The organism is Bifidobacterium sp. LH_419 (assembly GCF_056356955.1).
Map to the genome: position 1 here is coordinate 1 of NZ_JBKEVG010000013.1, position 11,947 is coordinate 11,947.

Below are 11,947 nucleotides of genomic sequence, written 5' to 3' on the forward strand. Positions count from 1 at the left end.
CCGGCGGTCTTTAACGCGACATCGTGTTAAAACCAACCCGACACGCCTACTGTCACAAGGCCAAACCCCGGTCATAAACACCACGTTTGGTTCCTATAGCCCCCTGTCGCCCGTCGCCTATGTCGCCCGTCGTCCCGCGTCTACGTCGCCCCGCGTCTACGTCGCCCCGCGCCTATGTCGCCCCGCACCTACTTCCCCTACTTCGCCGGACAGGCGAGCTGATAAAGCGCCCAGTCCTTGGCGTGCGGGCCGTATGTGGTGAGGTCGAGCCCCGAAACCGGCTTCAACGCCCCCGCCTTCACGTAGGCGTCGATCAGCTTCTCGTCATGGAACTGGTAGAACTGCGCGCGGTACGTGAACATCTGCAGGCTCGGCGCCTGCGGGCCCATCGTGAGGAAGTACACGGGTTTGCCGGGCGTCACCGAGCATGGCGAGGCGAGCATCGTCGCCGGGGCGCCGGACGCAAAGTCGAGCTCCACCTGCTTGAAGATCGCGCCGTTGAGCGTGTCCTGCGGGTTGTAGACCGGGTACAGCATGTTCGCGTCGAGCAGCGCCGTACCGTACATCGAACCGTTGAGCGGGTCGGAGATGATGAGCGCGTCGGTGCCGACCTTGTCCACCACGCGGGTGAGCGCGTCGAGCTTGTCGCCGGTCAGCTGTTCGGTCGGGTCGACCTTGTCGAGCCGGGCCGCGTCGGTCAGCGCCGCGCGCATCTCCGTCTTGACCGGGCTGTCCGCCTGGGCGGCGACCATCGCGACGGCCAGCAGCACGGCGCCCGCCGCCGCGACGCCGCGCGTCAGGCGGTTCCGGCGTCGCGTCTTCGCCGCGCCGGAACCGGCCTCGCGCGCGTCGGCGGCCTCGTCTTGCGTACCGGCGTCGGTCGCGGTCGTGTCCGTCGTTTCGGTTTCGGTTCCGGCGCCTGCCGCCGCTCCGTCCGACCCGTCGATTGTGGTCGTATCGGCATCCGGCGCGATGATCGCGGCGGCCACCTTGGCTTCGGCATCGTCCGCATCGTCCGCGCCGATCCGCGCGTCGAGCCGCGCGGCGGCGAACGCGATGAGCGGGAGGATGACGTAGGGCAGGAACGTCATCGTGCGCACTTCGTTGCGGTACCAGACCGCGGTGACGATGTTCGGGATCGCGCCGGTGAACGTCGCGCTGCATTCGAAGACGAACAGGACGAACAGGAACGACAGGATCAGCGACAACGCGATCGTGCCGGTACGACAGTCGTCGTCGACGATGTGCCCGTGCCCGCGTCCGCGACCGTGCCCGCGCCACCAGCGCGCCACCGCGACGCCCGCGACCGCGATCGATCCGATGAGCAGGATCATCATCGCCCAGCCGGCCACGGTCGGGATGTTGAACGAGATCAGCCCGTTCGCCGGGTCGCCGGAGACCATGCCGTCGGTGAACGCGTAGGTGAGCGACGTGCGCAGCGACATGTCCGGCTTGTGCGTGTGGAACCAGCGTTCCGGATGGAAGTATTTGTCCGATTTGATGAACGTGAACGCGTAGACGAAGAACGCGACCGCGCCCACGGCGAGCGCCGCGAACACGCCGGCGATCAGCCTCCACGGCATGCGCACCAGCACGAACGGCAGCATGATGAGGATGTACGTGAAGATCAGCTTCGGCTGCGTGGCCGCCACGAGGAATCCGGCCAGCGCGGTCAGGGCGAGCGTGCGCAGCAGCCGCGCGCGCAGCGCCGCCGGCAGCCGCCGCTTCGCGCCCTTGCCCGCGTTGCCCAGGCCGGCGCCGCCCGCCGCGCGCGCATCCGCCCGCGCCGCGAACACGTCCACCAGCGCGTCCAGCAGGTGCAGCGTGGCGAGCAGCAGGAACGGCAGCAGGTTGCTGCCCAATCCGTAGGCGAGCAGCGGCCCCGCGTACAGCATCTGGTACGGGTTCGTGCCCGACGAGACCGCGAGGATCGGCATGACGAGGTTCAACGCGCATCGTGTGCCGAGCGACGCGTCGCGCAGGAAATAGCCGCACAGCAGCGTCATGCCGAGCGGCCACAGGAGCCCGGCGCCGAGGATCCACACGCAGTTCACCGCGACGACGACCGCCAGGTTCCCGGTGAGCGCGGGGATGCCGAGCGCCCCGCCGACCTTCACGATCAGCGCGGCGAGCGTGTGGAACAGCGGCGGGTAGAAGCCGTCATGCGGCTGCAGTGTGAGCAGCACGCTCGGCCCGCGGTTGAGCAGTTTGCGGATGAAGTAGTAGTGCGACGGCGCGTCGATGCCCTGGATCGGCTTGTCCCACACGGCCGTCGGGAACCACGCGAGCACGATGCAGAACGCGGCGACCACGCCCAGCAGTCCCGCCACGGCCGGCGCCCATCGGATGATGCGGTCGCGCCGTTGAATCCGCTGGTGAATCATCGAAATCTGAGCCATGGAAACCAATCCCCGATCGTCGTCGGAACCGTCGTTCAACCGCGCAACAGTCTATCGCAGCAACCGCATCACACGCAGCAGCGGCTGGCGCGTGAACCGGTCCACCATCGTCACCACGAGCACGAACGCCGCCGAGAACGCGACGCCGAACGCGATTGCGCCGGCGACGCCCGCGCCGCCGTGCGCGGCGAGCGACGTCATGAACGCCGTGCACGCGTCATGCCACAGGCCGTTCATCAGCGACTGCGCGATGTAGAAGCCGAGGATGCCGGACGCGAGGCTGGCCGCGAAACGCACGGCCGGACGCGGCCGCGCCGGACCGTCGCCGTCCGCGCGACCGGCGTCGCGACGCGCGTCGCCGCCGGTCGCCGCCGCCATCAGCGCGAACCATGCGGCAAGGAACGAGACGAGCGACGTCGATTTGAACGACATCGCCATCAGCAGCCCGCGCGCGCCGGTCACGGCGAACGCGGCCTCGAGCGCCGCCGTCACGGTGACGACCACGACGAGCGCGCGCCGCCAGAACCGCGGCGACGGCGCGCGGCCCGCACGCACGTCCATGCCGAGGATGCCGGCGAACAGGAACGTCGCCAGATACGTGACGGCGCTCATCAGCTTGCGCCAGTCGGTCAGTCCGCGGCCGCCCTCCGGCGCGCTGAACGCGATGTACGCGTTCAGCGCGAACACGGCCACGAGCGCGAGCGCGGCCAGCGCGTGGCGGGTTCGCGCGTCCATGCGCGCGAACAGCCACGCCGCGGCCGGCGCGACGACGACGAACACGAGATACAGCCAGACAAATTCGAGACCCATGCCCCACCATCCCGCGGTGCCGAAGCCGGCGACCGGCGTGAACAGGTTGATCACGGCGCATACGGCGACGTAGAACAGCACGGACAGGACGATGATCGCGGCACGTCGCGCCGTCGCCGCGGCCTGCGCGCGCAGCGGCTTCGTCGCCGCGGACGGGACGAGATAGAACCCGGAGATCATGTAGAAGATATGGTTGCCGCATGCGCCGAGCAGCGCGGTCATGCCGAGCACCCACATCGCCGCCGGACTCGCCGCGACCGGCTGCAGTTCCGCCGGCAGCCGGTCGATCGGCGTGGACGCGGCGACCACGGTGAACCACGGCTGGAACGTGTGGAACACGGCGATGCCGACGATTGCGGCGACGCGCAGCATCTCCACGCGCATGTTGCGCGCGCGGCGAGGGCGCGGGGATGCGGAGGATTGCGAGATCCCCCGCGTGGTCATCTGGACGGATTCGTCATCGGTCATTCACACGATTCTACGGTCGGCCGCCCACCGGGTCAGCTCGGTGCGGTTCGACAGCTGGAGCTTGCGCAGCACGGCGCTCATATGCGTCTCCACGGTCTTCACGGAGATGAACAGCTCGGCGGCGACCTCCTTGTACGTGTAGCCGCGCGCGATCAGGCGCATCACGTCCTGTTCGCGGCGGGAGAGCCGGTCGAGCTCCTCGTCGTGCGGCGGGTAGCCGGCGGCGTTCGCACCGAAGCCCGACCCCGCGGCATCCGTTCCGGCCGCGCCGGCACCCGCACCGCCGCCGAACCCGCCGGCCGGCCCCGCGCCCTGGAACGCGGACAGCACGAATCCGGCGAGCTTCGGCGAGAACACCGCGTAGCCCTCGTGCACCTGCTTGATCGACGAGATGAGGTCCGCGCCGGTGATCGTCTTGGTCACGTAGCCGCGCGCGCCGGCGCGGATCACCGCGCCCACGTCCTGCGGCGCGTCGGACACCGACAGCGCGAGGAATGCCGAATCGGGGGAGTACGCCTTCGACTTGAGCAGGATCTCCGCGCCTCCGCCGCCCGCGCCGCCCGGCACATGCACGTCGAGCAGCACCACGTCCGGCTTGGTCCGCGCGATCATCGCGATCGAACCGTCCACGTCCGCGCCCTGGCCGACGATGTCGAATTCGGTGCGCAGCGTGGCGGTCACGCCCGCGCGGAACATCTCATGGTCGTCGACCACCGCCACGCGGATCCGCGCGTCTCCGCCCGCGGTCGTCGTGCCCGTCGTCGCGTCGTCCTGTCCGGTCATCGTTCCTCCTTCTCCGTCGCGTGCGCGCCGCCGGTCGCGCCGTCGCCTCCCGGCACGGCCGCGACCGGCATGCGCATGCGCACTTCCGTGCCCCACCCGGGCCGCGACACGATCTCCACTGTACCGCCGCGGCGACGCACGCGGCCGACGATCGACTCGCGGATGCCGAGACGGTCCGGTGGGATCGCGTCCACGTCGAAACCGTCGCCGTGGTCGCGCACGTACACCTCGACCGCCCGCGCGCCCGCCTCGCAGTAGACGGACACCGGCTCGCCGCCGTGCGTGACCGCGTTGACGAGCGCCTGCCGCGTCGCGTCGAGCAGCGCGTCCGTCGTGGCGCTTGGACGCGCGTCGCCGACGGTCACGACGTCGATCGGACGGCCGTGACCGTCCTCCACCTCGGCGGCGATCGCCTTCACACCGGCGCTCACCGAACGATCCGACGTGACGCGCTCCTGGTACAGCCACGCGCGCAGCTCGCGCTCCTGCGCGCGGGCGAGCGTGAACACCATGTCCGGTTCCGCGCTGTGCAGCTGGATGAGGGCGAGCGTCTGCAGCACGCCGTCATGCAGGTGGGCGGTCATGTCGGCGCGCTCTTCCTCGCGCTCCTTCATCGCGCGCTCGGCGGTCAGCGTGCGCAGCGTCGCGCCCGCCCACGGCAGGATCGCGAGCACGACGCCGACGAGCATGAGAAAACCGGCGACGATGATGCGGCGGGGGAACGGTGTGCCCGAATACATGACGGTCGTCACGTACGCCACATAGGCGAGGAAGATGAGGATAAGGCCGGCGACCATCGTCGGGATGCGTCCCTGCTTCGCATCGAACCGCGACCACGCGGCGATGAGCCCGCACGCGGCGAGCAGCAGCGGCATGATGAGGTCGGCATGGTCCGTACCGCCCAACGCGACGCTCATCGCGACGAGCGCGAGACCGACGCACGCGACGAGCGTCGGCAGCGGGATGCGGCGGATCGCGGCGGCCACGTTCTCCGTCGAACCATGCATCGCCTCGGCGGCCGATTCGGCGCGCGTGCGGCCGGTTGCCGTGTCGCGGTTGCCGGCGGCGAGCGGTGCGCTCGCGACCGGCGTGGCCTGCGCCTGGGCGGCCGCCGCGGCCGCGGCGAACGGATCGCCCACGGGAACGAACATCCACAGGAACAGGTAGGCGGCGACGCCCGCGCCCCACAGGAACGTGAGCGCGACGAACGCGAGCCGCACCCAGACGACGGGCACGCCCAGATGCAGGGCGACGCCCCGGCAGACGCCGGCGAGCATGCGGCCGCGGGTCGGGCGCATGAGTGGGAGCTTCGCCGGGCGCAGCGGCGGGAGATTCGGTGAGGTCATGCTTCCATTGTGCCCGCTTCGGGGTGCGGAATCAGGATTCCTAGCCGGGGTTCAGGGAAGAATCAGGGGTTTCCCCGACGGCTGTGCAAGCGCACGGCTGCTGTAATGGAGGCATGAACGAAAACAACAAGATTCTTCCCAAGGTGTTCGCCTGGTTCCGCGCCTCCGGCGTGGTGCGCGGCGACGACCGTTGGATCGGCGGCGTGTGCAGCGGCATCGCCGCCCGCCTCGGATGGAGCCCGACGCTCGTGCGGGCCCTGATGATCGTCTTCACCTTCCTGTTCGGCTTCGGTATGGCCCTGTACGCGTTCGCGTGGCTGATGCTGCCGGATGCGCGCGACGGGCGCATCCTCGCCGAGGAGCTCGTCGCCGGCAGGTGGGATTGGAACTGTCTGGGCGCGTTCGTGATGCTCGGCGTCACCGTGCTCATCGTCGGCACCGGATGGGTGGCGATCGCCGTCGCCGCCGTCGCGTTGTGGGCCATCTGCCAGAGCGGCATGCGCCAGCAGCACGGCTACGGGTACGGCTATCGCAAGGAAGGGCCGAACGGGCCGTACACGCCGGTGCCGCCGCGCGGGTATCCGGGCGGACCTGCGGCCGGTGGCGCGTACCCGGGCGGGCCTGGACCCGCGTATCCGGGAGGATATGCGTACCCCGGCGGTCCCGCGGCCGGTCCCGCGGCTGGTCCCGTCCCCGGTACGGTGAACGGCCAGGTGCCTCCCCAAGGCGCGTCGCACGCCCCCTTTCCGGCGGACTCCGGTAGGCCGGTGAATCCGGGGCCGGTGCCGGCGGGTACCGGTCCGGTCTATGCCGCGCCGGCGATGGCCGCTCCCGTCGCACCTGTCGCGCCTCCCGCTCCCGTCGCTCCTGCGCCGCGCCGCGTGCGCCGCAAGCCGGCCGGGCCGCTGCTCGTCCTGCTCGTCATGGGATTGTCGCTCGTCTCCGGCGCGGCCGTGATGCTCGCCATGGAGCACGGGTATGCCGACAGCCACACCGGCGAAAGCATCGTCAACGCGGTCACGATGATGACCGTGTGGATCTCCGCCGTGTGCATCGCGATGGGCGTGCTGCTTGTCATCCTCGGTGCTGTGGGGCGCCGCTCCGGCGGACTTATCCCGCTCGCGCTCATCGCCGGATTCGTCGCCTGCTGCATGATCGTCGCGACCGGCGTCGCCGGCTACTCGACCTACGACATCAACAACGTCCGCAACGGCTACACCGAGGTGCGACTGGGAGCCGGATCGAGCGCCGGATCCGAGAACGCATACGGGATGGTCGCCGTGCAGGCGCGTCTCGACGAGAACGCCGAGCACGACTACTGGTCCGCCACCAGCGGCCTCAACGCGAACATGAACTACTGGGTCGCCGATTCCAGTCCGCAGAACTTCCGCCGGCTCGAGCAAGGCGTCCACTTCCAAGGCGTCGACTACGACCTGAGCGTCGCGAACATCGACCTGAGCGAATACGGCAACTGGAACTACGGCGGCAATCAGGTGAACAAGTACAAGGTCGGCTGCCCGGCCGGGCAGATCGACCTGTCCGTGCGCAACGCGCACGTGTACGTGACGCTGCCCGACGGGTGCCCGTACGCGTTCGGCTCCGGCGGATTCGTCTTCATGCAGTCCGATTCGATGGGCGGCTACAGCCAGGTCGTGCGCAACAACGGCGCGACGACGCTGGAGGTCCCGTTCCTCGAGCGCATGGCCGGAGTCCGCGACAACCACGACGACAGCATGATGAACTCGGACGGCTACCAGCCGGACAACTACGACTGGCAGGGCAACGGCAAGACCGACGAAAGCTCGTTCCTCATCAACTTCACCTCCGGCGTCTCCGGCAAGGTGACCGTGCGCTACGCCTCCGAGACCGTGCTGCCCGGCTACGCCGACTTCGTCAAGCAGATCTCGAAGGGCGACGTCGCCTCGCTCGACCTCACGACCCGCGAACACTACGCCGTGCAGAACGGCACCACGACCGCCTCCAGCGATAACGGTTCCGGTGCGGCCGGCAAGAAGGAGCATTCCGATGACTGACGACAAGACTCTGGACACGACCACGAACATCCGGACGATGGACACGCAGGCCATGCCCGCGGGGCAGGCTGCCGAGCAGGCCGAGGAACAGGCCGCCGCGGACAAGGGATTCGACGACTCGCGCAACCACTCCCTGCAGGACATCGTCGACACGCAGGCCATGCCCGCGCCCGCCGGCGCCAAGCCGGACGTCGCCCCGCCCACCGAACAGGTCCTCGACAAGCCGATCCCCGCCGCCGACCAGACCGCCGACACCGCCGTCCTCGCCGAGACTGAGGCGACGGACGAGATCGCAGCGACGGCTGAGACTGCGGCGACGGCGAAATCCGATGCGACGGCGAAGGACGACTCGGCCGCGAAGGATGACGCCACGCAGCCGGTCTCCACGCCGTTCGTCGACCTCAACACCCCGCTCACCCGCCTGATGGGCGTCTCCGACGACGAGCCGGAACCCGAAACGAAGCCCGGATCGACACCTGAACCGACACCGTCGGATTCCACGGTGCCGTCGGCTCCTACGCAGCCTGCGGCCCCCGCGCAACCCACAGCCGCCGCGCCCGCGACGATCACCCCGACCGGGCCGAGCGTGCCGACCATCCTGTTCGGCGTGATCGGCATCCTTGTCGGCGCGTTCGGAGTGCTGCTCGGCCTGCGGCTGCCCGACGTCACCACTTGGATGGTTGCCATCGACCCGCAGACCTTGACCGCCCTGTTCTTCGGTGGCGTCGGCGTGGTCCTCATCCTCGTCGCCATCATCTGGGCCATCGCCAAAGCCGTAACCGGTCGCAACAAGCAGTAGCGCTGGTTTGGCCCCCCTCAGCCGCGCTTCGCGCGCCAGCTCCCCCTCAAGGGGGCGCAGGATAGCGAAACGACCCATGGCGCTCGGCTCCTTGCGCCCCCTTCAGGGGGAGCTGTCAGCCGTAGGCTGACTGAGGGGGTATATCCCCGCTCCATGAAGGCGTGTCCTGCGGGGGAGGGAACTAGAGTGACGCACAGTGAAACCGGTGCAATCCGCGCCGGTGCAACCATGAGGTATCGCGGAGCAGCCAGTAGAGGATCAGAGGAAAGGAGCGGGCGATGGACGCGTGGCGCACGGTGTGGAGGATCGCCGGCACCGCTGTCGTCCTGATCGCCGTCCTCGCCGCGCTCGGCATGCTGATGATGCCGCAGTGGCGGCCCGAACCCTACACCGACCACATCACGGTCGCATCCGCGGACACATCCATCATCGCGAATCCTTCCGCCATCCCCGCCGACAACGTCACCGCCGCCGCGAACCCTGCCGCACCCAATCCATCCCCGTCATCCTTCCTCGCCGACCACCAGGGCGCCTACCGCACGCGCACACGCGAACTCACCATCCACCTGGATGACGGCGACAGCGTGCCCGCCATCCTGCGCGAACCGGTCGACGCGTCCGGCAGGCGGCCCGCGTGCCTGTTCATCCACGGCTCCGGCACCGGCACGGCCGACGACTTCGGCGACATCGCCAACGCGATGGCCTCCGCCGGCATCGTCACACTCGTCCCCGCCAAACGCACCGCCGACTACACGCCGCTCCACCGCGACTACCCACGGTTCGCGCGCGACTATACGACCGCGCTCGACCTGCTCGAACTCATCCCCGGCGTCGACGCCGCGAAAACCGGACTGTACGCCGAATCCGAAGGCACGTGGATCTCCATGCTCATGACGTCGCAACGCCGCGACATCGCCTTCAGCATCCTCGCCTCCGCACCTGTCTACAAAGGCCGCGAACAGATGGCGATGGCCGTGAGCGCCTACGCGCGGCAGGCCGGCGCGCCACAGCCGATCGTCAAGGACGTCGCCAAACTCCTCTCCCTCGACTTCGCGCCGTTTGACCTGCGCTACGCCGACTTCGACGCCGACGCGGTGCGCGGCTCGCTCACCATGCCCGTGCTCGTCGACTACGGCGTCTACGACACCGCCATGCCGATCGAACAGGGCGCGCGCACCATCATCCACGACGCCGCGCGCCACGGCAACCGCAACGTGACCGTCCGCTACTACGCCGCCAACCATCAGATGCGCGCCGGCCGAGGCCTCTTCACCGCCGGCCTCCCGCTCGCCGACGGCTACACGCGCGACCTCGCCGACTGGGTGAACGGCGTCGCGGCGGGAACGCCGGCCGACGGCTGGACCACGCCGCGGATCGCCGGCGCGACACCGCACCAGCAGTACGTCGCGCCGCGCGACACATCGTCCGGCATCATCGGCTCGCTCGGCGTGCTCGTCGCGCTTACCGCCGCCTCGGTGCTCTGCTTCGCGGCCGTCATCGTCATGACGATCGGCTTCGGCTGCTTCGAGATCGCGCGTCGCCGCCGGCTCGCCGCACTGCGCGCGCAAGGCGCGGCGAACGTGGCCGGCGGCCTGCGAGGCAGGTTCCCCGCAATCGGACGGCGACGGGCGAACGAATCGCGCGCGCGTGACGGACGCGACTGGCGTGACGGACGTGACGGCCGCGGAATCCGGGACGGCCGCAGGACGGACGCCGCGCGGTCGTGGCCCGGCACGAGCCGTGCGTACGTGCGCAACGTCGGGTACTCGCGCGCATTGCGGCGGATCCTCGGCTGGGGAATCGCCGCGACGACGCTGACGCTCGTCGTGCTCGCCGCATATCTCTCCTACGTGGGCGTGAGCGCGCTGACCGTGAGCCGCGACTCGACGCTCATGGAGGCCGGATTCATCGCGCTGCGGGTCGGCGGCGTGATCTGCGCCGTGATGTGCGCATGGCTCATCGTGCGGCTGTGGGACGCGTGGCGCGTCCGCCGCGCCTACCTCGCGCACGGCCTCTACCCGACGGCAGGACTCCACTCCACGTGGCTCGTCGGCCGCTGGCACTGGCTCGCCGCGTTCCTCGCGCTCGCCGGCATGCTGCTCGCATTGGTCGTCATGGCGTTCTGGGGGCTGTTCACCCCGTGACGCCGGCGGGGCGTCCTTCGGTGCCTCTCGCGTCGCCCCGATTCGGGACGGCTGGCTTGTCTTTGGGGCCGATTGGACGGGATGGACCTGTTTGGACGCGTTCAGGCCGGCTCGGATGCGGCTATCTTCATCGAGAGGGGTACATCTCGCTCCGTCACGAAGGGCAACTGGCTTGAGAGGGGTACCGAGTGTGGTTGTTACGGGGTATTCGTGGCGGAACGACGTTGGTTATTGCCCGGATACGCCATTCGAGATACCCCTCGTAACGCGGATAGGTGTCTGCGGTAGGACGCGTGTACCCCCTGCAACGCAGATAGACCTTTGCGGGGTGATGCCTGGACGCACTGCCGCGCGCTCGCGATGGGTCGGGGCCAGCTGGCTCGCGGTGGGTGATTCATGCCGAGGCCTGCGCGGCCTCCGCCTCGTCGAGGCCCGAGAATCCGCCGAGCCGCACGGTGTGCAGCAGCGTCTCCTCGGTGATGTTCGCGATATGTTCGCCGCCGTCCGCCGCACTGGCCCCCTCTGACGAGGGGGCTGTCGGCGAAGCCGACTGGGGGAGAGACCCCGCCAGGGGCCAGTCACGGCCGCTGTCCGCCGCGCGTCCCGCGATCATCGCCTCGTACAGCGCGAACGTGCGGTCCGAATATGTGCCGAGCTCGCCGCGCAGATACGTCTCGAACGAAGTCGCCATGGGCGTGTCCTCGCTGGTAGTGAGCACGCGCATCGCCTCGCCGAGCTTCGGGTAGCGTGCGCGGAAGTCGCGCGCCCACGCGACCTGCGTCGCGATGACCCGCTCCTGCCGCGCGACGCGTCCCCCGGATAGCCGCGGAATGTACGGTTCGATGTTCCGCGCGTACTCGTCCGGTGCGGTCGAGACCATCATGCGCCCGTATTTCTCGGTGACGAGATTGCGTCCGATGCGGTCCGCCTCGACGAGGTCGTCCGCATAGGATTCGAGCAGCGGCCGGTCCCACGTGAGGAACTGGGCGAGGCGCATCTGGTGGAACACCGGCCAGTTGCCTTGGCATGCGGCGCGTCCGCCCTCGTTGTTCGTGCGTTGGAACTGGTCCCACTCCAATCGCACGATCCGCTCGCGCAGCACGGTGGTTTCGGTGGTGTCGGTTTCGGTGGTGTCGTTCGATTCGCTCATCGCTGATGCTCCTTA

General features: G+C 69.3%; 8 protein-coding genes. 3 read left to right on the forward strand and 5 right to left on the reverse strand.

The genetic code is table 11. From position 1 onward, the window contains the following. Positions 1-197: 197 nt before the first annotated feature. The 4 genes from AC1AYX_RS08530 to AC1AYX_RS08545 are packed head-to-tail and all read right to left on the reverse strand — an operon-like array spanning position 198 to position 5,806. Positions 198-2,399: a DUF6541 family protein gene (locus AC1AYX_RS08530; RefSeq protein WP_476503077.1), complete on the reverse strand. Its 2,202-nt coding sequence runs from the start codon at positions 2,397-2,399 to the stop codon at positions 198-200. A gap of 51 nt (positions 2,400-2,450) precedes the next feature. Then, positions 2,451-3,677: an acyltransferase family protein gene (locus tag AC1AYX_RS08535; RefSeq protein WP_476503078.1), complete on the reverse strand. Its 1,227-nt coding sequence runs from the start codon at positions 3,675-3,677 to the stop codon at positions 2,451-2,453. Next, positions 3,678-4,460, reverse strand: a complete 783-nt coding sequence (locus AC1AYX_RS08540) for a LuxR C-terminal-related transcriptional regulator (protein ID WP_476503079.1) — start codon at positions 4,458-4,460, stop codon at positions 3,678-3,680. Continuing rightward, positions 4,457-5,806: an ATP-binding protein gene (locus AC1AYX_RS08545; RefSeq protein WP_476503080.1), complete on the reverse strand. Its 1,350-nt coding sequence runs from the start codon at positions 5,804-5,806 to the stop codon at positions 4,457-4,459. The genes AC1AYX_RS08540 and AC1AYX_RS08545 overlap by 4 nt, the downstream gene beginning before the upstream one ends. A gap of 113 nt (positions 5,807-5,919) precedes the next feature. Between AC1AYX_RS08545 and AC1AYX_RS08550 the strand changes: the two genes are divergently transcribed. From AC1AYX_RS08550 to AC1AYX_RS08560, 3 genes are all read left to right on the forward strand, one after another. After that, positions 5,920-7,839, forward strand: coding sequence for a PspC domain-containing protein (locus tag AC1AYX_RS08550; protein WP_476503081.1), 1,920 nt, complete (start codon positions 5,920-5,922; stop codon positions 7,837-7,839). Continuing rightward, complete coding sequence (locus AC1AYX_RS08555; protein WP_476503082.1) at positions 7,832-8,638, forward strand: hypothetical protein; 807 nt, start codon at positions 7,832-7,834, stop codon at positions 8,636-8,638. Before AC1AYX_RS08550 ends, AC1AYX_RS08555 begins: the two co-directional genes overlap by 8 nt. Before the next feature lie 278 nt (positions 8,639-8,916). Continuing rightward, positions 8,917-10,782 carry an alpha/beta hydrolase family protein gene (locus AC1AYX_RS08560; protein WP_476503083.1) on the forward strand — a complete coding sequence of 622 codons (1,866 nt, stop codon included), beginning with the start codon at positions 8,917-8,919 and terminating at the stop codon, positions 10,780-10,782. Positions 10,783-11,176: 394 nt separating this feature from the next. On the opposite strand, the gene AC1AYX_RS08565 is transcribed toward AC1AYX_RS08560, so the two are convergent. Continuing rightward, a complete protein-coding gene (locus AC1AYX_RS08565; RefSeq protein ID WP_476503084.1) occupies positions 11,177-11,932 on the reverse strand; it encodes a DUF4125 family protein in 756 nt (251 codons plus the stop codon). Positions 11,933-11,947 lie beyond the last annotated feature (15 nt).

What these genes read in the sequence shown, in the direction of transcription:
- AC1AYX_RS08530 (WP_476503077.1), bottom strand. Translation starts at nt 2,399, where the DNA reads ATGGCTCAGATTTCGATGATTCACCAGCGGATTCAACGGCGCGACCGC.
- AC1AYX_RS08535 (WP_476503078.1), bottom strand. Translation starts at nt 3,677, where the DNA reads ATGACCGATGACGAATCCGTCCAGATGACCACGCGGGGGATCTCGCAA.
- AC1AYX_RS08540 (WP_476503079.1), bottom strand. Translation starts at nt 4,460, where the DNA reads ATGACCGGACAGGACGACGCGACGACGGGCACGACGACCGCGGGCGGA.
- AC1AYX_RS08545 (WP_476503080.1), bottom strand. Translation starts at nt 5,806, where the DNA reads ATGACCTCACCGAATCTCCCGCCGCTGCGCCCGGCGAAGCTCCCACTC.
- AC1AYX_RS08550 (WP_476503081.1), top strand. Translation starts at nt 5,920, where the DNA reads ATGAACGAAAACAACAAGATTCTTCCCAAGGTGTTCGCCTGGTTCCGC.
- AC1AYX_RS08555 (WP_476503082.1), top strand. Translation starts at nt 7,832, where the DNA reads ATGACTGACGACAAGACTCTGGACACGACCACGAACATCCGGACGATG.
- AC1AYX_RS08560 (WP_476503083.1), top strand. Translation starts at nt 8,917, where the DNA reads ATGGACGCGTGGCGCACGGTGTGGAGGATCGCCGGCACCGCTGTCGTC.
- AC1AYX_RS08565 (WP_476503084.1), bottom strand. Translation starts at nt 11,932, where the DNA reads ATGAGCGAATCGAACGACACCACCGAAACCGACACCACCGAAACCACC.